A 24,819-nucleotide genomic window follows, 5' to 3' on the forward strand; every position below is an offset into this window, starting at 1 on the left:
AAACAATAAAAAAGGGCGACTTCAAAGTCGCCCTTTTTTGTATTTTGATTTTGCATACATCTGTCACGGTGGTGGAGTTCGCCCAGTGTTACGGCCTGGCAATCCTTGCACCGGTAAAGAGCCCTGACACTGGGCGAACGCGGAGGATTTTAATTCAATCCAATGCATATGTCGTCAGGTAGAAAGATGAAATTTTTGAACTGAAAAGTTAAAAACTGTGTTTATCGATTTTCCCCGAGAATTGTCCGACAAAAAACATTTATATGATTGTTCTCATACCTAAAGTTGTACAAGAACAATCAACTTGTAGAGCGATTACTCAACTATCGTGCTGACTAGTCACTTTCAGGATATCGGTGTAAGTGACAATAACGCTCTGCCCTACTTTCAAATCTTTCAATTTGGCTTGAATCTCCGGCTTCTTCACATCGAGCGTCTTCGATTGTCCGGACGGGTTTTCGAGGGTTACCTGATTGGTCTTCAAATCAATTTTGGTGATTTTCAGTTGCACCTGAACCTGCCGATAGGCCTCACCGCCCGGGTTGTCGCTGCCCGGCGCCTTGCGCAGTTCGCCGGTGCGTTCGGTGGTGCCTGGCAGACCTTTATCCACATCGGTGTCGAGATAAGCGGCGACAGACCGCTGTACCTCAATCTTTACCAAATCGCCCACCTTGAGATTGGCGAGGTTTTTCGCTTTGTCGCTGAGCTGAACGTGGACCTGGCGTCCCTCGGGGCCTTCCAGCACGACCTGGTGATTGGCCGGGTCGACGGCGAGCACTTTGGTGGTAACGGAATCGGCCTCAACGACGGCGGATAACGGAATGTCGGCAGCCAGAGCGCCGAAACTCGTGACAGAAAGCAGCGTTGCGAGAGTGATGGCCTTGGCCAGAGCGTCGAGCTTCATATGCATTACTTTCCCTGTGATGAAATGGCGACACCCGCCACCGAAAACACTTCAGCGGCGGGCGTGCCAGTGAGCATAGACGCTGTTCAGGGCTTGACTTGGGTTTGTGGGCCTCGGGTGTGTGGCTTGGCGGTCTCCTGCGCAGTGGATTCGCCACTCGGCGTGCCTTTGCCGCTGTCCTGCCGCTGCTTGGGATCGGTCGGGCGCAGGGCGTCGTTGTCGCGCTCGGTTTCGCCGGCCGGGCGCGGTTCGTCGGGGTTGTCGTTCTGATTGACGGTTGTATTCACGGCGGTAGTCCTCAGGCTTCGGGATCGTCAAGTTCGCGGGCGACGTTGACCTCAGGCGTTTGCTTGTGCAAATCGTCGGCCTTGGCGCGTAGCAACTGCCATTGCTCAAGGTCAATCGCCCCTTGGCCGAGCAGGTCGTCGGCGATGCGCTGCAGATCGAAATAGTGAGCGTCGGGCGATTGCTGCCAAAGGGTCTGATCGTCGAACAGGCGTTGCCAGGTGTTGAGGTCTGGGAGTTGCACGTCGTCGCTCATGGGTGAGTCCGAAAATGGCGGGTTTCTGGGTAGAGCGTATTGGCGAAGGGAGAGTTCCGAGCGGTTTGATTAGTGGCGACCTTGCTGACGCCATCGCTGGCAAGCCAGCTCCCACAGGGATCGGGTAAACCTGCTATTCATCGTTTTTTTTGAGATAGCCATCGCGAGCAGGCTCACTCCTACAAGATCAAGATCAAGATCAAGATCAAAAGATCGCAGCCTTCGGCAGCTCCTACACGATGAGCATTCGCCCTTGGGTCGAGTTTCAGCTCGCCTGCTTTTGATCTTGATCCACTAGCGACGTCGGAAGGCTGAGCGGAGGGATTGATCCGGGCGTGGGAGCGCAGCGACCGTCTGGCGCAGCCAGACACAGCGGAAGGAGGTGCAGCGAAGCAAACCGGAGCCGCTGCGCCAGGATCGATCCCGCAGCGAAGGAACCCGAGGTTGCGAGGGCCGAACGCAGGAGCAAGCCTTTTGGGTTACCTTTTTGGCGTTTGAAAAAGGTGACCCGCCGTAAGGGCGGAACCCTAAGCAGCCGTTACCGCAGCAACGGATATGTACTCGGTCAAACATCCTCACAGCCTGACAAAAAGCCTTCGCGAGCAGGCTCGCTCCCACAGGGAAGAAAGCGGTGCCGCAGTTAATACCCGGTCATTTCCAGATAGCCCTGGCCAGGATGGCTGCCATCAATCTTAACCGGACCTTCCCAGTAAGGAATACGCAAATCCATCCACGCATTGCGATTGAGCGCATCAACGCTGATATCGAGTTGCTTGTCTGGAATGCGGATCGACCATTTCACCGGCATCGGTCGGTCGGCAACCTTTGCCGTGTCCTGCGGCACAAGGCTGATCTGCTCGCTGCGCAACGTCTGAATTTGCCCATCGGCGGCGATCCAGGTGCCGGTCAGATAAGGCGCGCCGTCCTTCTGCCGCATGCGGTAAAGCATCACATGTTCGCCACTGTCCAGATGCAGGGAGAACCAGTCCCAGCCAGTCTGGTTGGCGGTCAGCGGTTGACTGCTCCACTCGCGATCGAGCCACGCCGGGCCGCTGACGGTATAGGTCTGACCGTCGATCTGCAGCGTACCGCTGGCCTGGAAGAACGGCTGACTGTAGTAATACGAAGCCTGGCCTTCTTCGGATTTCTGGCTGAAACCCTGGTCGCCCTGCAGCACCAGCGGGCGGCTGGAGGCGAGGCGCAGTTGATAAGCGAAATTTTTGTCACGAGCGCTGAGTTGCATATCGCGCAACGGATCCTGCGCTTGGCTGGCAAACATCCAGTCATCGATCCACGCCTCGAACGGCGCCAGGCGCACGCCGGCCTGGCCTACTCCGCCCCGGGCGTAGCGCTCGGCGGCGTGGTGCACCGAGCGCGAAGTGACCGCCGCATGGCCCAGCCAGATCGTCTGATTGCCCCACCCGGCCTGCTCGGCGAGCGGTTTCAGGGCGCTGCGAAACAGCGTCCATTGCACGCCGAAATCGTTGCCCTGCTGATCCTTGAGATTGGCGGTGACGTACCACCACTCGATGCGAAAACCATCATGCGCGCCGTGATCGGCGGGGAAACTGAACACCCGACCGGGCACCACCGGCGTGAACGATTGCGCCTGATCGCCCATGCCGGCAAAACCCTTCTCCTCGGGTGCAGGCTGATCGCAGCCACCGAGCAGCAGCGCAATCATCAGCACGACCCATTTAGTCCTCATGGGCAAACGTCCTCAGCAGATCCGCCGGTTGCGTGCGGTACAACGAATACAGGGGCCATGCCGAGGCCAACAGAGTCGCCAGCAAGGCCAAGCCCATCAGTTGCAACAACTGCAACGGAAACACCCGCAACGGCAAGCGCCAGCCGAATGCCTGCACATTGATCACCGCATCCAGGCACCATGCCAAAGCAATGCCCAGCGGCAGCGCCAACAGCAACGTCAATACGGCGAGCAGCCAGGTCTGGCCGAGGTTGAGCAGCATCAATTGTTTGCGCGTCACGCCCAGCGCCCACAGCGGTGCGAGTTGACTGAGGCGGCTCTGGCTCTGGGTCAGCAGGCTGATGAACAGCGCCACGCCAGCCACGGCCAAGGTCAGGCTGTTCAACGCCGCCGTCGCGGCAAAGGTGCGTTCGAACACTTGCACCGACCAGCCCTTGAGCCGCGCCTGATCGACGATGCGGCTGTCGTCCAGCTCAAAGCGCGCCTGCAACGCGTTGAGCAGCGCCGGAATCTGTGGCGGATCGATGCGCAGATTGAATCGGTTCGGCGTCAGTTGCGGCCAGCCGCGCAACAGGTGCTCACTGCTGATCAGCACATGCCCTTTCGGATTGCCGTAGTCGGCGTAGATGCCGACGATGCGCGGCGACCACGTGCCGTTTGGCGTGGGAATGTTCAGATGCTCGCCCGGCTTCACTTTCAGGCGACGCGCCAGTTGTTCGCTGAGCATCACCGCATCATCCGTGGCCAGTTTGGCCCACGGATCGCTGCCACTGCTGTCGAGCAACGGCCAGTGCTGGCGATAGTACGAGTGATCGATGATGCCGTAGACGTCGGCCGGCCAGCCTTGCAGCGTCACCGAGACTTGCCAGTTGGGCAGCACAGCGGTCACGTTGGGCTGCTGCTTGAGCCAACTGTGCATCTCGCGGGCCTGCGCCGGATTGGCCGGGTTGATGTACAGCTCGGCGCTCAAGCGTTGTTCGAGCCAGTCGTTGAAGGTCTGGCGAAAACCGGCGGTCATGCTGCCGGCGCCGATATTGGCGGCGAGCGCCAACAACAGCGCCATCAGCGCCAGACTCAGGGCCGGCAGTTGCTGGCGGCAATCAGCGAGAAACCATTGGCCAAGCACCGAACGACTGCGCCCGAGCAACGGGTTCAACAACGCGCTGAGCAGCACCGGCAAGGCCAGCGCGGCACCGAGCAACAACCCGGCCATGAGCACGAAGCCGCTGCTCAGGCTGTCGCCCCAGATCAGCGCCGCCAGCGCAATCGCAAGCAGTGCCGTCGCCAGCCAACCCTGTCGGCGCAACCACCGCGAATACTGTTGATGCCACGCCTGCGGATCAGCCACCGCCAGCAACGGCAGGCGCGCCGCCCGCAGCAGACTGTTGGCCCCGGCCAGCAAGGCGCCAAGCAGGCTCAGACCGATGCCGCTGAACCACCACCAGGGGCTCAGGCGCAACTGCCCCGCCACTTCCGCGCCATACAGACCGCGCAGACTCGCGGCGACGTCCGGCAGCAGCACGCTGGCCAGCCAATAGCCGCTGAGCACACCGAACAATCCGCCGATCAGTGCCAGCACACCCAGTTCAACCACCAGACACGCGATCAGCATTCGTGCGCTGACGCCACAAGCGCGCAGTGTACGCAGCAAGCCTCGGCGCTGTTCCAGAGCGAGGCCGATGGCAGCGTGGACGATGAACAGGCCGACCAGAAATGACAAAAATCCAAGGGCATCAAGATTGAGGTGAAAGCTCTCGGTCAGCCGCGCGAGATTGTTTTCTTCACCGCTGCTTTTGAGCTGCAAGCGATCGGTGAAACTCGCTGGTAATTCTTGATGAAAGTCCTTGGGCAGCAGCAATCGCGACAATTGCTCGGGTTGGTCGAGCAGTCTTTGCGCTGCGCCGATGTCGACCAGTAACAGGCCCGGCGCCATGTCCTTCTGCGCGAGCAGCGGCGGCAGGGTCTGGCCGTTTACGGTTTGCGCTGTATCACCTTCGCGCAAGCCGAGAATTTGCAGGGTGTCCGGAGAAATCCAGGTGCTGCCCGGCGGGCTGAAAAATTCGACGATGCGCTCGATCGGCATCGCCTGCCCGGCTACCGCGGAATCCGACGGCAGCGACACCGGCTCGATGCCCATCACCTGAATCCGCTGGTCTTCGTGGCCCTTGAGCGTCAGCCGGCCCTGCAACACCGGTGACACCGGCCAGCCCTGACGGCGCAGCTCGATAAACCAGCGCTGGGGAAACAGTGCCCCATTCGGCGTGCTCAGGCTGGCCTGTGGTTCGCCGCCGATCATCTGGCTGGCCCGCGCGTAGCTGTCGCGCGCCTGACTGTTCAGCGCCTCGACGCCAGTGAGCAGACTAGTGGCCAGCCACAGCCCGGTCAGCACACTGAAAAACTGCACGGGATGGCGCCGCCAGTGGCTGAGCAGCGCGCGCAGGGTTTGCCGCCAGATCATCAGGCAACCCGCCCGTTCGACAACACCACACGCTGGGCCAAACGCGCCGCAACGCGCTGACTGTGAGTGACCATCAACAAAGTCGTCGGCGTGTCATCGAGCAATTCGAGCAACAGCCGCAGCACTTCATCGCTGGTCGCTTCATCGAGGCTGCCGGTGGGTTCATCGGCCAACAGCAGTTTCGGCTGCGAGGCCAATGCTCGGCCCAATGCGACCCGCTGCTGCTGGCCGCCAGAGAGTTGCTCGGGATACCGCGAGAGCAGATCGCCCAGACCCAGGCGCTGCACCAGATGCGCTTGCCAGCGCGGCTCATGGCGCCCGGCGAGGCGCGCCTGAAAGGCCAGATTGTCTTCCACGCGCAGGCTGCCGATCAGGTTGAACTGCTGAAACACCAGACCGATTTCCGTACGCCGCCAGTTGGCCAGTTGCGCTTCGCTCATGGCTTCCAGGCGATGTTCGCCGCTGCGGATGCTGCCGCTGTCGACCTTGTCCAGCCCCGCCACCAGGTGCAGCAGCGTGCTTTTGCCACTGCCCGATTCGCCCATCAGCGCCAGGCTGCCACCGGCCTCCAGCGTCAGGTCAACGCCTTGCAGCACCGGCAACAATCCCTGTGGCGTGGCATAGCTTTTGAAAACGTCGCGAACCTCAAGCATGGGCAAACCCGATCAGTGAACCTGGGCCTAGGATAGCGGCCCTGAATGGTTTTTGTCCGCTGATGATCATCGCCAACGCCGGGACGCGCCCTACGCTGCTGGCTGTTCGGCCATAACGATAAAAAACCGGAGACACCCATGCCCCGTTTCATCCTGAGCCCGCGCGGCCTGCTGACCTGCCTGATCACCGCTTGCCTGAGCCAACCGTTGCTCGCTGCTGACGGTGCGGTGGCGCCGAGCATGCAAACCACCGCAAGCAACGCAGCCGTCCTGCAAACCCTGCCGTTCAGCGACCGCACCGATTTCGAATCCGTCAGCAAAGGCCTGATCGCACCGTTCAAGGGTCAGATCAAGGACGCTGCCGGCAAAGTCATCTGGAACGTCAATGCCTATGATTTCCTCGCCAAAGACAAGGCGCCAGAATCGGTCAATCCAAGCCTGTGGCGACTGGCACAGCTCAATGCCCACGCCGGTCTGTTCGAGGTCAGCCCCAAGCTCTATCAGGTACGCGGTCTCGACCTCGCCAACATGACCATCATCGAAGGTGACGACGGGCTGATCATCATCGATCCGCTGACCATGGCCGAAACCGCCAGGACGGCGCTGGACCTGTACTACGCCAATCGGCCGCGCAAACCGGTCGTCGCGGTGATCTACAGCCACACTCATGTCGATCATTTCGGCGGCGTGCGCGGGGTAATCGACGAGGCCGATGTCAAGTCCGGCAAGGTCAAGGTCTACGCGCCGGTCGGCTTCATGGAACACGTGATGAGCGAGAACGTCATGGCCGGCAACGCCATGAGCCGCCGCGCGCAGTACCAATTCGGCAGCCTGTTGCCGCGCAGTGAAAAAGGTCAGGTCGACGCTGGCCTCGGCAAGAGTGCGCCCAGCGGTGGCACGGTCACGCTGATCGCGCCTACCGACCTGATCGCCGAGCCGTTGGAAACTCGCACCATTGCTGGCCTGCAAGTCGAATTCCAGCTGACCCCGGGCACCGAAGCGCCAGCGGAGATGAACCTCTATCTGCCCGAATTGAAAGCCTTGTGCATGGCCGAAAACGCCACGCAGATGATGCACAACATCCTAACCCCGCGCGGTGCGCAGGTACGCGATGCCAAGGCCTGGTCGCAATACCTCGATGACAGCCTGGCGCGCTATGGCGACAAGGCCGACGTGCTGTTCGCCCAACACAACTGGCCGACCTGGGGCGGCGAGCGGATTCGTACTCTGCTCGCCGATCAGCGCGACATGTACGCCTTCATCAACGACCGCACCTTGCATTTGCTCAACCAGGGCCTGACGCCGCTGGAAATTGCCGAAGCAATCAAGAAACTGCCCGGCTCGCTCGATCAGAAGTGGTACACCCGCGGCTATTACGGCTCGCTGAGTTTCAATACGCGCGCGGTGTATCAGCGCTACATGGGTTTCTACGACGGCAACCCGGCCAACCTCAATCCGCTGCCGCCGGTGGATGCGGCGAAACGCTCGGTCGAGGCCATGGGCGGTGCCGCGTCGGTGCTGGAGAAAATGCGCAGCGCGATGGCCAGTGCGGACTACCGCTGGGCCGCGCAGTTGGGCAATCAGTTGCTGTTCGCCGATCCGGACAACGCCGACGCACGCAAGGCGCAGGCCGAGACGCTGGAACAACTGGGTTATCAAAGCGAGAACGCCACCTGGCGCAACATGTACCTGACCGGTGCGATGGAACTGCGCAACGGCGTGCCGCCGCAGTCAGCCAATACCGTGTCGGTGGATATGGTCCGGGCGATGAGTCCGGAAATGTTCTTCGACTACCTCGCGGTACGCCTGGACAGCGACAAAGCCGTGGCCCATGACCTGACGCTGAACTGGACGTTCGACGATGTGCAAAGGGATTTCACCCTGACCTTGCGCAACGGCGTGCTGACTCACCGTGCCGGCTTGAATCCGGCGGCGGATGCGAGGGTAAGCCTGAGCCGCGATACGCTGGAGAAGATCAGCCTGAAACAATTGGACTTCCCGACGGCGATGCAAAAAGGACTGGTGAAGTTGCAGGGCAATGGTCAGAAATTCGGATTATTGATGGGCAGCCTGGATACGTTCGGGCCGCAGTTCAATATCGTCACGCCGTAAGTCAAAAGCCCCTCACCCTAGCCCTCTCCCGGAGGGAGAGGGGACCGACCGAGTTGCATGTACGAGATACGCCGACGTGGGATAACGAGTTGAATGCAATTTTGAATAACACGCACATCAGCTCCCATGAGTCATAAGCCCCCTTCCCGGAGGGAGAGGGGACTGACTGTGTTGGATGTACGAGATATGCCGACGTGGGATACCGAGTTGAACTCAGATTCCGAACGCCATGAAGATCGGCTCCCTTTCCCCCTCGCCCCCTTGGGGGAGAGGGCTGGGGTGAGGGGGTAAATCTTGCTGGCACCCTCAATAACGATCAATCACCTCAATCCTTCTTTCAACAAACCTGCCCCGGATTCAACCGAAACTGCTTCGGCGTAATCCCGAACTGTTTGCGAAACGCGCGGATAAAGTTGCTCGGCTGGCGATAACCCAGCCGCTCGGCTATCCGTTCGATCGGTTGATCGCCCGCCGTCAGCCAGTGCCGCGCCATCGATAGATTGTCCTCACGCGCAGGTGCGCAAGTTGCAGCGTGCCAGTGACGCAGCATGCTCTGGTGCAGAAACGGGTTGGCGCCCAGCAAGGCCTGATCGAGGCTATATCGCGGCAAGGTCAGGCACAGCTGCTCGCCCCGCTCCACCGCAATGCCCACTTCACGCAGCCAGCCACCGGCCATTTGCGCCGGGCGCAGACTCACACTCACGAAGAGGTCTCCGGGCGCCCTGCCCAATCGACGGGCAATATTGCGCACCAGCGTTATCGCCGCCGCGTCCAGAGCGAAATGATGCAGCTGCCCCTGCGGCGAACGCAGGTGTATATGAGCCAATTCGCCCGCCTCGACCAACTCCACCGCGACGTAGTTGATCACCTGCGGCAAGCAGTCGATGAAGCACTGCAGGCTGGCGCGCAAGGTCGCCGCCGAGTCGAGCAGGATATTCAGCCCTTGCAGGCAATCGGTCGCCAGCCCGTCGGCCAGTTCACAGCCAAACGTCGGCGCTACCCCTGACCATTCACACTCACGCCACAACTGTTCAACCGCTTGTGCGGCGATCATTTGATGCTGCCCGGCGAGCACTGATGGGCAGATCCCCACGCGCGCCATCAAGCGTTGCGGGCACAGTCCGGACTGGCGAGCATGCGCGAGAATCGTGCGGGTAAACGCGCTGGAGGCGAACAGAGACTGAGACATGAAGGCGCGCTATCGAAGACCAGGCGTGTACTTATGCCAGCGGACGTGCTATCGATCCAATGCATTAAAAGTATCCGCAAAATGCAGGAGACGCATGATGGATCTTCGCCAGCTTCGCCACTTGGTCGCCCTCGCCGATTACCGCAACTTCGGTCGCGCCGCCGAGGCGATCAACCTTAGCCAACCGGCGTTCAGCCGCAGCATCCAGACGCTTGAGCGCGACCTTGACTGTGAGCTGGTCGAGCGCAGCAGCCGTGAATTTCGCCTGACCGGGCAAGGCCAACTGGTGCTGCAACATGCGCGGCGCCTGCTCGCTGGCAGTCAGGCGCTGCACAACGAATTGACGCAATACAACGGCCTCACCGGCGGCGAACTGCAATTCGGTTGCGGTCCGTATCCGGCACAGGTGCTGGTGCCGGAAGCGCTGGCCGATTTCATTCAGGCGCACCCGGCAATTCGCACGCGGTTTCATCAGGGCGACTGGCAGCAATTGACGTTGTGGTTGCGCGAGCAGCAGATCGAGTTTTTCGTCGCGGACGCGCGGCACTTTGTCAGCGATCCACAGTATCAGGTGCACCTGCTGCGCACGCGGCCGGGACGGTTTTTCTGTCGCGCCGGCCATCCGCTCCTCGCGCAACGAGACCTGCGCTTGCGCGCCCTGCTCGACTACCCGATCGTCGGCACACGCATTCCACCGATGATTCGCAAGGTGCTCGCCGATATCCTCGGTGAATCCGACTTCACCCCGAGCGTCGAGTGCGCACAATTTGACGCGATCCAGCGTGTGGTGCTGCGCTCAGACGCGGTGGGGCTGGCGACGCTGGAGGCCTTGCGTGAGCAGCTCGACGCAGGCCTGATCGAGTTGCTCGATTTTGTCGACGTGCCGCATGACGAAGCGGCGCTGCAATTGGGTTACGGGGTCGTCAGCCGCGCCGGCTATACCCTGACGCCGGCCGCGCGGGCGATGATCGAAGCGATCCTCAGCGTCGATCAGCGGTTGCTGGCGGCTAACGGAGCGACGGGAGACGCGCACACAACATGAGCAAAACCCATCCGCAATCCGTCAACGCTTTTTACGCGCCGACCTTGCTGCCGGCCATTGAAGAATTGCTCGCGCGCGGCATTAGCCAAGGCGCCATCGAAGCACAACTGCGCCGCAGCCTGTTCGATCTGCGCACGCCGTTCACGCGCATGCCGCTGCTGATGTCGCGGCGCTTCTGGGCGTTTGCCGTGGAACAGAGCGGGGATCCACTGATCGGTCTGGCGGCGGGTGAACGCTTCGTTTCGACGGCCACCAATGGACTGACCTATCTGTTCGATGTCGCCGTGTCGCTGGAACGTGCCTGTGAGTTTTTCGCCGAGTACTTTGTGTTTTTCAATGGACATTTCCGTGTGCAAATCCTGCGTGAAGATGACGGCGTAACACTGCGTCTGGTCGAAGCCGGGAGTCTTGATGCTCCGGCGGCGCTGACCGATTACATCCTCGTCAGCCTGTGCAGCCTGGTGCGACGCAAGTTGCTCGCCAGCGGCGTGCCCGGTGATCCGGTGCTGGGTGTGGCACTGGCATCGGCAAGCCGCGAGCAGCATCAATCGGCATTGCGCACCTCGGTGAGCGCAGAGCGGTCATGGGCGGCGATTTATCTGGATCCGCAGCTGTTCGTGATGCCGTTGACACCGGGCAATCCGGCATTGGAAACAACGCTTGTCGATCTGCTGGAACAGACTCGCCGTCACAGCGAGTCGACTCTGCTCGGACAGCTCAGCGATTATCTGATCGAAGATCTGGCGACGGCGGACTGGCCACGATTCTGCGCCGCGCAGCATGTGCTCGAGCGCACGGCGGCAAGGCGTTTGAAGGCGTTGGGCTGGACTTTCAGCGAACTGCTCGATGAGCATCGGCGCTATCGGGCCGAGGACCTGTTGCAGTCCGGGGCGCTGGAGCTGGTCGAAGTGGCGGATCGGTTGGGTTACAGCGATGTGCAGGGATTCAATCGGGCTTTCGCGCGCTGGCTGGGCTGCGCGCCTGGGGAGTATCGGGCGCGGTTCAACAAGGGTTGAGACTGTCGCAGCCTGACCCGACTTGTTCGCGAGCAGGCTCGCTCCCACCCTGGAATGCAATCCCCTGTTGGAGCGAGCCTGCTCGCGAAGAGGCCCGCCCGAGCAACCCAAAACTCACTGCCCCGCAGCCACACTCGCCGGCGCCCGCTCAGGCGTAACGATGCTGCCCAGATCGATATGCTTCCACTCAGGCTTGGCCCCCAACCGTGCATTGAAGCGGTAGTTGAAGGTGAACTCATCCGCCGTCGGCACGCTCAGCGGTTTGCCATATACCGCTTCAATCCCCGCCAGGTCATAACCCATCACCTGCAACAGCGTCGGGAAGATGTTGTAGTGGCTGGAGCGGTCCTTGTTTACCGGCAGATTCGCCGCCCAGTCCGGCGTCTGCAATCCACGGCCCTGGATCACCACCAACGGCACCAGCCCCTCCTCTTCCACCGGGTCGCCACCGCAATGGGTATTCAAGCCCGGGTTGCCGCGCTCGTGCAGATCCTGGCCATGATCGGAGGTGTAGATCAGCAGCGCGTTGTTCAGGTTGGCCTGGGCAAACACCCTGGCGAAGAACTCGCCGACGTTCCACAACAGCGTGTTCTTGTAGGCGTTGCGATACAGCACCCAGTCATCCGGCTGGCCATTGAAACCGGCGCGTTCGCCAGTGTCGGCGACTTCCGTGAATTGCCCGCGTGGCAGCGTTGGCCGGTAAGCCATGAACGCATCGGGGTATTTGTCATGCACTGGAAAATGCGCGCCAACCTTGTTGATCACGATCAGCTCGGCGTGATGGTCGTTGAGCAGTTCGATCAGCTTCGCCGCTGCCGCCATGTCGCGGTCGCGCACGCTGGTCTGGTCGAATTGCACGAAACTGTCGATGTCGTTTTTCTCGGCGGCGGTCATCAGGTTCTGCAGGTTGCCGGCGGTGCGCTGGGCGTCGATGTACACCGTGCCGAGCCCGGCCTTTTTTGCGTACTGCCAGATCGACGGCTGCGTGCTGTTGATGCGCCGGTAATCGGCGCGGGTGCCGCCGTAGCGCAAGGTGACATTGGTGTCGGCGCTGCAATTGGCAATCGACGCCGCATAACCGAAGTTGAAGACATCGACCCCGGCCGGCGCTTGCTTGAGGTTGCTGTGCACGCCGAACGGCGCATTGATGTCGAGGTAATTGCCGGAAATGCTTTCGTCGATGATCAGCACGATGTCGTGGCCGACGGCAGGCGCGGCACGTGCGAGCGTCACTGGTTCACGCGGGCCTACGGTGTCTTGCAGCGCTTCATAGGCAAACAGGTTCAGGTAGGCCAAAGGCGTGTACATGATCGGCAGGCCCCGGGCGCCCTCTCCCGCGCGTAAAAACAGTAGAGCGCTGAGCATCAACACGCCGGCGATGGGTGCCGCGACCCGCAACGCGTTCGGTATGACCAGCGCATGACGCGGCTTGAGCCCGATGCCAAACAACAGCAGCAAGCCATTGAGCACCGCGCGCAAAATCGCGTCGCGGTATTGATACGCCGCTTCCTGAATGAACCCACCCGAATACACCAGCGAGACAAAATCGCTATACCTCAAGTAATCCGCGGTGACCCGGGTGTAGACATCAAAAAAAACCGCAGCAGCAAACAGCGTTAATGCGAATGCATGTCGAACAAGAGCCTGCCTTATATAGGCAGTCAGATATAGCGCTAAAGTAAGCGCCAAAAACATCGCGCCAAAAACAAGTGCATTGAAACCCCACCCGATAGCATTTAACCGCTCCAGGTAATAGTCGGAATACAACAGCAAAAAGACAACTAAGAGTAGTTCTTTGGCATATCGGAACATGGCGATACCGGGCGTGCGAAAGGGCGGGATGTCAAAGCTTTGTCGGTCAGAACCTGACACTAGCACTCGGCCTCAAAAGCGCAAGAATTGACTGATAGCCGGATTAAGCGTCAAAAAAACGGTGCCTCAAATCTGACACACCAAATCGCTAAAAGCCTTTAAAACCAATACTTTCGACCGCTTGTCGCTTACTTTAAATCTGAACAAATCTGTAAAAAAACAACAATTTCAATCGCAGCAATGACTTGATGGCCAATCGCCAAAAACGTCTCAAGTGTTATACCCGCGCAACATGTCATTTTGCTGACACGCTTTTCCAACCCTGCGCTATACCCCTTTAACAATCTCATTCCGTAGTTAACTTTTCTGGTTTTATTGAGGTGCGTAGATGGACGTGAGCGTATTTGGCACTGGCTATGTCGGACTTATACAAGCCGCTGCACTTGCCGATGTCGGCCATCGGGTTTTATGCATTGATATTGACCCGAACAAGATCAAACAACTGCAACAAGCGGTGCCGCCAATCAGTGAGCCAGGCCTGTCCGCGACACTTGAAGAAAACATCAAGGCCGGGCGTCTATCGTTCAGTACCCAGGCCAGCGATGCGGTAACCCACGCCGAGCTGATTTTCATCGCCGTCGGCACCCCGGCGGACGAGGATGGCTCCGCCGACCTCAGTCATGTGCTCAACGTCGCCCGGCAGATTGCCGGCCTGATGGAGGCTGATCGCACGTTGATCATCAAATCCACGGTGCCGGTCGGGACCGCCGACCAGGTTCTGGCCACGGCCACCAGCGAATTGCTGTTGCGCGGCAAAACCGAGCTGCAGGTGCGCGTGGTATCCAACCCGGAATTTCTCAAGGAAGGCAGCGCCCTCGCCGACTGCATGCGCCCGGACCGGATCATCATCGGCACCCGCGACGACGCTGCCCGCGAGCAGATGAGCGAGCTGTACGCGCCGTTCTGCCGCAACCACGAAAAACTGATGTTCATGGACAACCGCAGCGCCGAGCTGACCAAGTACGCGGCCAACGCGATGCTCGCCACCCGCATCAGTTTCATGAACGAACTGGCCAACCTCACCGAACTGCTCGGCGCCGACATCGAAGCGGTGCGCAAAGGCATCGGCTCCGACCCGCGCATCGGCTACCACTTCATTTATCCGGGCTGCGGCTTCGGTGGCTCGTGCTTTCCCAAGGATCTGCGGGCCTTGCTGCACACCGCCGAACACAACGGCATGCCGTTGAAACTGCTGCGCAGCGTCACCGACGTCAACGATAGCCAGCGGCACATCCTGTTCAGCAAATTGCGCGCGCAGTTTCCGCAAGGCCTGGCCGGCAAATCCATTGCGGTCTGGGGCTTGGCGTTCAAACCGAACACCGACGACATGCGCGAAGCCCCCAGCCGCTATCTGATGGACGCGTTGTGGGCCGAAGGCGCCAGCGTGCAGGCCTACGATCCGGAAGCCATGTCCGAGTGCCGGCGCATTTACGGCTACCGCAACGACCTGCACCTGTGCGCCACCCGCGACGACACCCTCGAAGACGCCGATGCGCTGGTGATCTGCACCGAGTGGAAAAACTTCCGCGTGGTCGATTTCGAACTGCTCGCCGAGAAGCTGCGGTCGAAGGTGATCATCGATGGCCGCAACCTGTACAACCCGGAACAGGTTGCCGCCGCCGGCCTGCACTACAGCGGTATCGGTCTGCGCCACATCGCCCCTGAGGGGCTGCGGCCATGAAGATTCTGGTGACCGGTGCCGCCGGTTTCATTGGTGCCCATTGCGTCCTGCGCTTGCTGCGCGACGGGCATTCGGTGGTCGGCCTGGACAATTTCAATCACTACTACGACCCGCAGCTCAAGCACGATCGCGTGCAGTGGGTGCGCGAGCAGGTCGGCGATTTTCCGCTGGCCACGGTGGATCTGGCCCACGCTTCGGCGATCGACGCATTGTTTGCCCGCGAGCAGCCGCAAGTGGTGATTCATCTGGCCGCGCAGGCCGGGGTGCGTTATTCACTGGACAATCCACGGGCGTATCTGGACAGCAACCTCAACGGTTTCCTGAACATTCTCGAGAGCTGCCGGCATCACCCGGTCGAGCATTTGATCTACGCCTCGTCGAGTTCGGTTTACGGCGCCAATCAGCACACGCCTTACTCAGTCAAGGATGGCGTCAACCATCCGCTGTCGCTGTACGCCGCAACCAAGAAAGCCAACGAGCTGATGGCGCACAGCTACAGCCATCTGTTCGGCATTCCCTGCACCGGCCTGCGCTTTTTCACCGTGTACGGGCCTTGGGGCCGGCCGGACATGTCGCCGATCCAGTTCGCCCGGGCGATCAGCGAAGGCGAGCCGCTGAAGCTGTTCAATTACGGCGAGCACCAGCGCGACTTCACCTACATCGACGACATCATCGAAAGCATCGCGCGCCTGATCGATCAGCCACCGCAAGCCAATCCGCAGTGGGATCGCGAACAGCCCGATCCGGCCAGCAGCATGGCGCCGTGGCGCCTGTTCAACATCGGCGGGCAGCAACCGGTCGCGCTGAAAACCTACCTCGCCCTGATGGAAAAACACCTCGATCGCAAAGCCATTGTCGAGCTGCTGCCGCTGCAACCGGGCGACGTGCTCAACACCTGCGCCGAAGCCAGCGATCTGGCCGAGGCCACCGGATTCCAGCCCCGGATAGAACTGGATGAAGGACTGGGCCGCTTCATCGCCTGGTTCCGCAACTACTACCCCACTGCCCGTGCGCCGCTTGCGGCTGATTGAATGCGGAGGACGCCATGACTGGACATGAAAGAAGTGTGTCGATTGCACAGATGCGCCCTGACAAGCGCGTCGACCCGGAACATCGCATGCGCCTCGACGCAGCGATCCACCGTCAGGGTCGCGGCTGGCTCAGCGGCCGCGATGGCGGCCGCCCATGGCAGCTGTCGCGGACCAACCGGGTGGTCGCCTGCCTCGGTGCGCTGACGATTCTGCTGCTGTTCTCGCCCGTGCTGTTGGGCCTGGCACTGACGATCAAGTTGACCAGCCCGGGGCCGGTGCTGTTCGTGCAGAAACGCACCGGTTATCGCGGGCGCAAGTTCGGCATGTTCAAGTTCCGCACCATGGTCAGCAACGCCGAAGAACTCAAGGAGTCGCTGCGCCACCTGAACAAACACGGGGCCGACGCCATCGACTTCAAGATCGACAAGGACCCGCGCGTCACCGGCATCGGCAGTTTTCTGCGGCGCACCAGCCTCGATGAGCTGCCCAACCTGATCAACGTGGTGACCGGCGACATGCGCCTGGTCGGCCCTCGCCCGACCTCGTTCAACGCTTACCGCTACAAGGACAATCACCTCGCGCGTCTGGCGATCTACCCCGGCATGACCGGTCTGTGGCAGATCTCCGGACGCAGCAACATCGACTTCGACCAGCGCGTTGAGTTGGACCTCAGCTACATCGCCGAGCAGAGCCTTCTGCTTGATCTGAAGATTCTGTTGAAAACCCCCTTCAAAGTATTCAGCGGCCACGGAGCAAGCTAATGGACGGTTCAACCAATAAAAGCCTGAGCATCGCCAGCCCCAGCGAATCGAATCTGACCTCGACCGTGCTGGATCTCGATCTGCGCAGCCTGTTCCTGACCGCCGCCAATCCCGGCGCCGGCACCACCACCAGCGCGCTGGCGCTGGCCAGTCAACTGGCGCAGATGAGCAGCGGCCAGGTACTGCTGGTCGACGCCAGCCAGTCGGCAAACAACCTCACCCAGCAGATGAACCTCGGCAAGGAGCGCGGCCTGCGCGACCTGCTGTTCAACCCGGACAACCCGCCGCTGTTGCAGGACTGCGTGGTGCAGGTCTCGAGCCTGCCCTTTCATGTGCTGCCCAATGGCCGGCCGATCCGCACGCTGGAGCACCTGACCGCCGAGCGCCTGAGCCCGTTGCTCGAGCAACTGGGCCGCCAGTACCGCTTCGTGGTGATCGATGGCGACGCGGTGTATTCGGCCGCCGACACGTTGGTCATCAGCACTCAGGTCGACGGCGTGGTGTTTGTCGTGCGCGCCGAAGACACCCGCTGGGAAGTTGCCCAGGCCGCTGTGCAACGCCTGACTCAGGCCGGGGCGAAAGTGGTCGGCAGCGTGTTCAACCGGCGCAAGTACTACATGCCCAAATGGCTTTACAAAAACCTGTAAGCGAACGCAAAGGATGACGCCATGAACGCCAGAATGCTTGTCCTGCTGTTGCTGCCGCTTGCGGGCTGCACCAGCACTTCCGAGACCCGCAACATGCCGGTGAATATCCTCACCGCCACGCCGGCCAACGCCCAGGCCACCGATATGCCGCGGGTCGAACAGACCCTGCGCCCGAAAGACGTGCTGGATGTGATCTTTCACATCAGCACCAGCGGTTCGGACGCTTACCGCGTGCAATCAGGTGACCAGATCGGCCTGAATTTCACCGCCGCCAGCCAGCTCAACGGCACGCAACTGGTGCTGCCCGACGGCACCATCGAACTGCCGGGCGCCAACACCTCAGTGAAAATCGCCGGACTGACCAGCGAAGAAGCCCGTCAGGAAATCCAGCGTGCGTATGAGCGCAAGCAACTGTTCCAGCCCAACCGCAATCAGCTCTCGGTACAGATTCTCAGCCCGCTGAGCAACGAGCAGAACCTCAAAAGCGCGTTGAATCATCCGGCCACCGGCATGAGCCGCGAGATCACCGTCGGCACCGATGGCTACGCGAGTTTTCCGGAAATCGGCGCCGTGCCGCTGCAAGGCATGACCGTCAATCAGCTGGAAACCTTCCTCAATCAGAGATACGCGCAACTGCCGGGGCGAATGACCGTGGACGTGCTGCTCAAGTCCACCGCCGGCAACGAGATCTACGTGCTCGGCGAAGTCGCTCAGCCAGGCTCCTACCCTATCCGCCGGCCAGTGTCGGTACTTGAGGCGCTGACCCTGGCGCGCGGCACCAACGTCAAGGCGCGGCTGGATTCGGTGGTGATCATGCGGCGCAACGGCAATCAGGTGCAGGCGATGAACTACGACGTCGAGAAAGCACTGTCCGGGGACGCGCCACAAATCGCCTATCTGCAGCCGGATGACATGCTCTACGTGCCAAAAACCAAACTGGCCAGCGCCGGCGAACTCGCCCGCCAACTGGCTGATGTGGTGCTGTTCCAGGGCGTCGGTTTCAGCTTCGGCTACCGCGTCGACAACAAAGGCAGTGACAACTGACTCTCAGGTGACCGACATGAACCCAAAAGAAAATTACCTGCACGAGTTCTTCAGGATTTTCTTCGCCAACAAGCAAACGGTGAAGCGCATTTTCGTGACCTTTGCAGTGATCGCCCTGCTCCTGCCGTTGCTGCTCAAACAGAGCTTCGATATCACCGCGCAGGTCATCGTGCAGTCGAAAAAACTCTCTCAGGGCGACGCGACCACCTCGCTGACCCAGGACAACGCCACCTTCATTCCGCCATCGCTGGCGGACATGGAAACCGAGAGCAACATCCTCCGTTCGCCGGCGCTGATCCGTCAGACCATCAGCGAACTGCGTGACAAGGGTCAGTACAACCCGCCGCCGGGGGTGCTCAGCAAACTGGCTGGCGAGCCGTTCAAGCGTTACGTCAGCACGCCACTGCGCGAATACGTGGTCAATCCGCTGCGTGATGCGCTGGGCATGCAAACCGATCCGGTGCGCGACACGGTACTGGACGGCTTGACCCAGGAGGCCATCGACAATCTGAAGATCGAAACCTTGCCGGGTTCCAACGTGATCTCGATCGTCTACAGCTTCCCCGATCCGGCCCAGGGCACAACGTTTGTTGCCGCGTTGCTGCAGAACTACCTGGTCGATCGTCAGGCGCTGCAGTCAATCGAGCTGCCGCATTCGTTCTACGAGACCAAGAAGCATCAATATCAGGTACGGCTCGATGGCCTGGAAGGCGCGCGACTGGGGCTGCTGGAAAGCGTCGGTTCTTCCGACCCGAAAGAGGAAATCACCTTTCGCCTCAACGCGATCAACACCGAAGAGCAGGCACTCAACCTGTATCGCGATCGCTTGCTGCAGAGCCAACGCTGGCTCGATTACCTGAAAACCAGCCTGGCGGCGGCCAACTCCAACAAACTCAACGACTACACCTTCCCGTTCACCTTCACCACGACGGTGGACAACATTGCCTTCGAAGACCGCGAGATCAGGCAGATGGGCGAGGCGCTGACCACTCAGGTCAGCCGCTATATGAATGACCTGGCGGTATTTCAGCCCGGTAGCGAACCGATGTTGCTGGCCCGCGAGCAAATTGCCCGCACCCGCCAGCAGTTCCTCAAAGTGGTCAACAACCGCATCCAGGAACGCACGATCGACCTGTCGGTGGTGAGCCAGGTCATCGAACAGAAAACCGCGCGCATTGCCGAGTTCAAGAATCGCATCCATCAGTTGCAGCAGACCCAAAGCAAGCTGCGTCAGATGGACACCGAAATCGGCGCGTTGCACGCAGCGTTTTCCACCTATGCGCAACGTTTTGCCGAAAGCAGCACGACACGCGCTTTGGACAACGACTTGTCCAATGCCCGGGTGTTGAGTCCACCGTATGAACCGACCGAGGCGGCCTTTCCCAAGCCGATGCTGATCATTCCATTCGGGCTGTTCACCGGGCTTCTGCTGGCAATAGCGTTCGTCTACGTGCGTGAGTTCTTCGACCATCGCTTCAAGCATCCGGCGCAAATCAGCCATGAACTGGGCGTGCCAGTGTTGCTGGTGCTCAACGAGGAAACGTCGCAGCCGGGCAATCCGCACAAGAACTGGACCATGCCAAGCCTGGTTCACTGGGTGCGCAATTGAACGCGGTGTCCACCCCAATCGTCGCCCTGCCGATCATTCACTTGCTCAGCAGCGGCGGCTTCTACGGGGCCGAGCGGATGTTGCTGGATCATTGCCTGGCCACGCCGGGGCAGCACCAGGTGCTGTTTCTCGACGCGCCGCCAGAATTGATCTCGCGCTTTCGCGAGGCCGGGGTGGACGCTCGCGCTTGTGCCGGGCTCGGCGAATTGTTGCGGCACTTGCGTCAGCGCCGTGGCGACAAGCCGTTGCTCAACACCCACAACTTTAAAGGGCTGCTGTTCGGCTGGGTTGGCGCCACGCTGTTGCGCCTGCCGCTGGTGATTACTCAGCACGGCTTCACGCCGCGCAGTCGCAAGCAGAAGTTCTACACCTGGCTGAGCCTGCAACTGTGCCGCACGGCGTCGGTGAAACGGGTGGTCTGCGTGGCGCACAGCATCGCCACGCTGCACCTTGAGGCCAGCGTGCGTGCGGAGAAGTTGCAGGTGATTCCCAACGGTCTGCCAGCGGCGCCAGCGATGCCGCCGTTGGCAGAGCGGCAACGCTGGCTGGCCGGTTACGTCGGTCGCTTGAGCAGCGAAAAAGGCCCGGATCTGTTTCTTGATGCGCTGATCGGCCTGTGTCACCAGCATCCGCAACTGGACGCGGTGATGCTCGGCGACGGCCCGGAACGCGAAGCCTTGCTGGCGCGCATCGACGCTGCCGGTTTGCAGCAGCGGATTCGCCTGCCGGGCTACCAGACGGCGATGCAAGGCTGGTGGCAGCAACTCGATGCGCTGGTGATCAGCTCGCGCACCGAGGGCACGCCGATGATTCTGCTCGAAGCTATGCAGGCCGGCGTGCCGGTGGTGGCGTTCGCGGTCGGCGGTATTCCCGATGTGTTGCAGGACCGCCACAACGGCCTGCTCGCAGCGCCGACGGATACCGTCGCCCTCGCCCGCCAGCTCGACACACTGCTGGCCGAACCGAAGCTGGCCGCGCAGCTGCGCGACAACGCCAGACGCACCCAACAGGAACACTACGACCTCAAGGCTCTGGCCGAACGCTGGTCGCAGCTGTACATCCAAACGGCACGGGAGACACGCGCATGATTTTCCCGCTCTCGATCGTCAGTCTGTTCGCCCTGGTCAGCCTCGGTCTGCTGGCCAGTCCCTGGCCGTATCTGGCACCGGGGGCGGTGATTGGCCTGGTCGGTTTCACCGTCCTCTACCGCAAGCCGACCTGGGGCCTGCTCGGCATTGCCGCGCTGGTGCCGTTCGAAGGGTTCTTCAAGGACAGCTCGGTATCGGGCAGCAAATTGATCGGTGCCTCGCTGGCAGTGATCGTGATGCTGCAACTGGCGCTGCACCAGATTCCGTCGCAACGCCTGCGCAGCAATCTGTGGCGCTACCTGATCGGTTTCATGGCGCTGTACCTGCTGAGCCTGTTCGCCAGCGACAATCTGGGCATGTCGCAAACTCATCTGCGTGAACTGAGCGTGGGTCTGGTCCTGTTCGTGATCACCCTGTTGATTGGCCGTGAGTTGAATCTGGATCTGTTCGCCCGACTGGTCACCCTCAGTGTCAGCGCGACCTGCGCGATGGCGATGTTTTCCAGCCGATTCCAGGACAAGGGCCGCGCCGCCGGCCTGCTCGAAGACCCGAATGCCTTTGCCCTGCTGATCGCTTTCGCCGTGCCGCTGGGCCTGCTGCTGGTGATTCGCAGCCCGAACCTGCTGCACCGTTTGTTCTGGGCTGGCTGCTGCCTGTTGTTGCTCGGCGGCATGACCAAAACCGAGTCGCGCTCGGGGCTGGTGGTACTGGCGTTGAGTCTGGCAATCGGAGTCTGGCACTACCGCCAGCAGTTAACCCGCATTCGTCCACGGCATTTCGGCTTCGCCATGCTCGGTGCTGCGATCATCCTGCCCTTGGCGATCTATGCGATGCCGGCCGGTTATCTGGCACGCATTCAATCGCTGAGCATCATCAGCGCCGGGGCCAAGGCCCAGGACGAATCCCTCGGCCGTCGCGCCTCCTACATTGTCGTTGGCAGCCAGATCATCCGCGAGCATCCGTTGCTCGGCTCCGGCCCTGGCACCTTCCCGCTGCACTACGCGACCACCGGTTATGCCAAGGCGTTCTCGGCCAACCGCAAGATCGGCGACCTGTATCGCCGGGCGCATAACACTTATCTGGAGATCTTCAGCGAACTGGGGATTCCCGCCGGCCTGCTGTTTGTCGGCATGCTGGTACAGGGTTTCTACAACCTGATCCGCGCACGACGCACGTGGCTGCAACGGCGCGAGTGGCAGCACGCAGGCATGGTTACCCATCTGGGCATGAGCTTTCTGTCGTTGACGTTGTTCCTGATGTTCCTCAGTGCGCCGAACCTGAAATACCTGTGGATCATGCTGGCGCTGACCTGGGTGCTGCGTCTGAAAGCCGAGCAGCCAGCGCTGACGGAGGCCAAGGCATGAGCCGGATCAGCATTGTCATTCCGATGTTCAACGAAGCCCGGCACATCGGCCGAACGCTGCTGGCCGCCAGCAAGGCCGCGCACGCAGCCGACATCGACTGTGAATTGATAGTCGTCGACAACGGCTCCACCGACGAGGGGCCGCAGATCGCCCGCGCATTCGGCGCGCAGGTCCTGCTGCTGCCCGGCCTGCTGATCGGCGCCTTGCGCAATCGTGGCGCAACGGTTGCCCGCGGTGAATGGCTGGCGTTCATCGATGCCGATATCGAGATGCCCGAAGACTGGCTGAAGCAGATGTTTGCTTTGGCTACGGACGACCAGGGCGACGTCTTCGGCCTCGACCTGCACACCCCTGCCGCCGCGCCGTGGTTCGCCGCCGCGTGGCAGCGCCGTTCTTTGCGCCCGTCGAGCCGCGCTACGCGCACCGTGCAATGGCTGCCCAGTGCCAACCTGCTGATGCGCAAACAGTGGTTCGACAAGGTCGGCGGTTTCAACGAAACCCTGCGCACCGGCGAGGACAAGGAATACACCCTGCGTCTGCACAGGCACGGTGCTCGCCTGCTGTCGGTCAATACCAGCGTCGCCCTGCACTGGGGCTACGAAATGACCTGGCGCGAATGGATCGGCAAGGAACTGTGGCGTCAGGGCAGTCACCTGCAATTGCTCCGTGCCCACGGCATGAGCCTGCGCCTGCTGCGGTTTCCGCTGCTGTCATTGCTGGTGTGGTTGCTCGATGCTCTGGCGATCGTCGCATTGCTGGGCGGCCACGCGCAGCAGGCGTTGCTGCTGCTGATGGCGGGCCTGCTGCCCAGTCTGCTGCTCAGCCTGCGGCAAAGCATTCGCCAGCATCACCTCAGCCTGACCTTGCAACTCTGGGGCCTGCACTGGGTGCGTCTGCACCTGGCGAGCGCGGCATTGATTCTCGGTCTGTGTCATTGGAATGCAAGGAGGCCTGCCCGTGGCTGAACTCATTTTTTGCCTGTGCTTGTTGTTGCCAGCGTACGCCTACATCGGCTATCCGCTGCTGCTGACCTTGCTCGCGCCGCTGTTTCCGGCCTGGCGACATGCTCCCGCACCGCCGCTGAACGTCAGCATCGTGATTGCCGCGCACAACGAGGCACGCCATATCGAGCACAAGCTGCGCACGCTGCTGGCTCAGGACTATCAGCCGGCCGCGTTGCAGATCATTCTGGCCAGCGATGGTTCGACCGATGACACCGTGGCTTGCGCGCACAAAGTGATTGATCCGCGCATCACCGTGCTCGACCTGCCGCGTCAGGGCAAAGCCGCCACGCTGAATGCCGGCGCGGCCCTGAGCAGCGGCGACATTCTGGTGTTCACAGATGCCGACAACCAATGGTCGCGCGACACGCTCGGCCACTTGCTCGCGCCGCTGAGCGATCCGCAGGTCGGCGCCTGCGCGGGGCACATGGTGATCCCGGTTACCGGTGGTGGCCTGAGCGTCGGCGACAGCCTGTATCGGCATTACGAAGGCTGGTTGCGCCGGGTCGAGAATCGCACCGGCTGCATGGTCTCCGCCGACGGCGCCCTGCTCGCCTTGCGCCGCGAGCTATTCCAGAACGTGCCGGCGGAGGTCAACGACGATTTCTTCATCAGTACCTGCGCTCCGGTGGCGCATAAACGCATCGTCTACGTGCCCGAGGCGCAGGTGATCGATCAGGGCGTCGACGAAGCGGACAAGCAATGGCGTCGCCGCCAGCGGGTCACCGTCGGTGGCCTGCAGAGCCTGGCGCAACGCCGTGAACTGCTCAATCCCTTCAAGCACGGCCTGTATTCGATCGCGTTGATCAGCCACAAACTGATTCGTCGACTGGCGCCGGTGCTGTTGCTGCCGCTGCTGCTGAGCAATTTCTGGCTGTGGAACCAGCACGGTTTCTATCGCCTGAGCCTGATCGCGCAATTGCTCGGTTACTCGATTGCCATCGCCGGCCTGCTGGATTCGCAACACCGTTTACCGAAACCGTTCCGCCTCGCGGCATTCCTGCTGGTGACACTGGCAGGCATGAGCGTCGGCCTGTGGCAGTTCCTGCGCGGGCAACGTTACGCACAGTGGAATCCTGACCAGAATCGTTGAGAGGG

21 protein-coding genes are annotated in these 24,819 nt (G+C 61.1%); 13 read left to right on the forward strand and 8 right to left on the reverse strand.

Annotated elements, in window-relative coordinates; genetic code table 11:
• Window positions 1-319 precede the first annotated feature (319 nt).
• The 6 genes from ND528_RS01615 to ND528_RS01640 form a co-directional block, all read right to left on the reverse strand.
• Window positions 320-904 (reverse strand): hypothetical protein, encoded by a 585-nt coding sequence (locus ND528_RS01615; protein WP_263469436.1) that lies wholly within the window; start codon window positions 902-904, stop codon window positions 320-322.
• A gap of 86 nt (window positions 905-990) precedes the next feature.
• A complete protein-coding gene (locus tag ND528_RS01620) occupies window positions 991-1,191 on the reverse strand; it encodes a hypothetical protein (RefSeq protein ID WP_263469437.1) in 201 nt (66 codons plus the stop codon).
• Window positions 1,192-1,202: 11 nt separating this feature from the next.
• Window positions 1,203-1,445, reverse strand: coding sequence for a hypothetical protein (locus ND528_RS01625; protein WP_130909480.1), 243 nt, complete (start codon window positions 1,443-1,445; stop codon window positions 1,203-1,205).
• A gap of 640 nt (window positions 1,446-2,085) precedes the next feature.
• Complete coding sequence (locus tag ND528_RS01630) at window positions 2,086-3,153, reverse strand: lipocalin-like domain-containing protein (RefSeq protein WP_263469438.1); 1,068 nt, start codon at window positions 3,151-3,153, stop codon at window positions 2,086-2,088.
• Complete coding sequence (locus tag ND528_RS01635; RefSeq protein ID WP_408005022.1) at window positions 3,143-5,611, reverse strand: ABC transporter permease; 2,469 nt, start codon at window positions 5,609-5,611, stop codon at window positions 3,143-3,145. Before ND528_RS01635 ends, ND528_RS01630 begins: the two co-directional genes overlap by 11 nt.
• Window positions 5,611-6,264, reverse strand: a complete 654-nt coding sequence (locus ND528_RS01640) for an ABC transporter ATP-binding protein (protein ID WP_016774109.1) — start codon at window positions 6,262-6,264, stop codon at window positions 5,611-5,613. The genes ND528_RS01635 and ND528_RS01640 overlap by 1 nt, the downstream gene beginning before the upstream one ends.
• A 138-nt stretch (window positions 6,265-6,402) precedes the next feature.
• On the opposite strand from ND528_RS01640, the gene ND528_RS01645 reads away from it, so the two are divergent.
• Window positions 6,403-8,376, forward strand: coding sequence for an alkyl/aryl-sulfatase (locus ND528_RS01645; RefSeq protein WP_212615898.1), 1,974 nt, complete (start codon window positions 6,403-6,405; stop codon window positions 8,374-8,376).
• A gap of 337 nt (window positions 8,377-8,713) precedes the next feature.
• On the opposite strand, the gene ND528_RS01650 is transcribed toward ND528_RS01645, so the two are convergent.
• Window positions 8,714-9,565, reverse strand: a complete 852-nt coding sequence (locus tag ND528_RS01650) for an AraC family transcriptional regulator (protein ID WP_263469439.1) — start codon at window positions 9,563-9,565, stop codon at window positions 8,714-8,716.
• A 97-nt stretch (window positions 9,566-9,662) separates the two neighbouring features.
• On the opposite strand from ND528_RS01650, the gene ND528_RS01655 reads away from it, so the two are divergent.
• Both ND528_RS01655 and ND528_RS01660 read left to right on the forward strand, forming a co-directional pair.
• A complete protein-coding gene (locus ND528_RS01655) occupies window positions 9,663-10,607 on the forward strand; it encodes a LysR family transcriptional regulator (RefSeq protein WP_263469440.1) in 945 nt (314 codons plus the stop codon).
• Window positions 10,604-11,623, forward strand: coding sequence for a helix-turn-helix transcriptional regulator (locus ND528_RS01660; RefSeq protein WP_263469441.1), 1,020 nt, complete (start codon window positions 10,604-10,606; stop codon window positions 11,621-11,623). Before ND528_RS01655 ends, ND528_RS01660 begins: the two co-directional genes overlap by 4 nt.
• A gap of 114 nt (window positions 11,624-11,737) precedes the next feature.
• Here ND528_RS01660 and ND528_RS01665 read toward each other — a convergent pair whose 3' ends face one another.
• The gene (locus ND528_RS01665; RefSeq protein ID WP_212615879.1) at window positions 11,738-13,435 is read right to left on the reverse strand and encodes a sulfatase-like hydrolase/transferase; all 1,698 of its coding nucleotides are present in this window, start codon (window positions 13,433-13,435) and stop codon (window positions 11,738-11,740) included.
• A gap of 388 nt (window positions 13,436-13,823) precedes the next feature.
• Between ND528_RS01665 and ND528_RS01670 the strand changes: the two genes are divergently transcribed.
• The 10 genes from ND528_RS01670 to ND528_RS01715 are packed head-to-tail and all read left to right on the forward strand — an operon-like array spanning window position 13,824 to window position 24,814.
• Complete coding sequence (locus ND528_RS01670; RefSeq protein WP_137216092.1) at window positions 13,824-15,176, forward strand: UDP-glucose dehydrogenase family protein; 1,353 nt, start codon at window positions 13,824-13,826, stop codon at window positions 15,174-15,176.
• Window positions 15,173-16,207 carry an NAD-dependent epimerase gene (locus tag ND528_RS01675; protein ID WP_263469442.1) on the forward strand — a complete coding sequence of 345 codons (1,035 nt, stop codon included), beginning with the start codon at window positions 15,173-15,175 and terminating at the stop codon, window positions 16,205-16,207. Before ND528_RS01670 ends, ND528_RS01675 begins: the two co-directional genes overlap by 4 nt.
• 14 nt (window positions 16,208-16,221) lie before the next feature.
• Window positions 16,222-16,968, forward strand: coding sequence for a sugar transferase (locus tag ND528_RS01680; protein WP_137216088.1), 747 nt, complete (start codon window positions 16,222-16,224; stop codon window positions 16,966-16,968).
• Entirely contained in the window at window positions 16,968-17,615 is a 648-nt protein-coding gene (locus ND528_RS01685; RefSeq protein ID WP_263469443.1) for a CpsD/CapB family tyrosine-protein kinase, read from the forward strand. The genes ND528_RS01680 and ND528_RS01685 overlap by 1 nt, the downstream gene beginning before the upstream one ends.
• Before the next feature lie 21 nt (window positions 17,616-17,636).
• Complete coding sequence (locus ND528_RS01690) at window positions 17,637-18,659, forward strand: polysaccharide biosynthesis/export family protein (protein ID WP_130909491.1); 1,023 nt, start codon at window positions 17,637-17,639, stop codon at window positions 18,657-18,659.
• A gap of 16 nt (window positions 18,660-18,675) precedes the next feature.
• Window positions 18,676-20,268, forward strand: coding sequence for a GumC family protein (locus tag ND528_RS01695; protein WP_263469444.1), 1,593 nt, complete (start codon window positions 18,676-18,678; stop codon window positions 20,266-20,268).
• Window positions 20,265-21,356, forward strand: a complete 1,092-nt coding sequence (locus tag ND528_RS01700) for a glycosyltransferase family 4 protein (protein WP_212615875.1) — start codon at window positions 20,265-20,267, stop codon at window positions 21,354-21,356. The genes ND528_RS01695 and ND528_RS01700 overlap by 4 nt, the downstream gene beginning before the upstream one ends.
• Window positions 21,353-22,720, forward strand: coding sequence for an O-antigen ligase family protein (locus ND528_RS01705; RefSeq protein WP_263469445.1), 1,368 nt, complete (start codon window positions 21,353-21,355; stop codon window positions 22,718-22,720). The genes ND528_RS01700 and ND528_RS01705 overlap by 4 nt, the downstream gene beginning before the upstream one ends.
• Complete coding sequence (locus ND528_RS01710) at window positions 22,717-23,685, forward strand: glycosyltransferase (protein ID WP_130909495.1); 969 nt, start codon at window positions 22,717-22,719, stop codon at window positions 23,683-23,685. The genes ND528_RS01705 and ND528_RS01710 overlap by 4 nt, the downstream gene beginning before the upstream one ends.
• Window positions 23,678-24,814, forward strand: coding sequence for a glycosyltransferase (locus ND528_RS01715; protein WP_130909496.1), 1,137 nt, complete (start codon window positions 23,678-23,680; stop codon window positions 24,812-24,814). The genes ND528_RS01710 and ND528_RS01715 overlap by 8 nt, the downstream gene beginning before the upstream one ends.
• The last annotated feature ends 5 nt before the right edge of the window (window positions 24,815-24,819 follow it).

This window comes from Pseudomonas mercuritolerans (genome assembly GCF_025706525.1).
Lineage (GTDB): Bacteria > Pseudomonadota > Gammaproteobacteria > Pseudomonadales > Pseudomonadaceae > Aquipseudomonas > Aquipseudomonas mercuritolerans.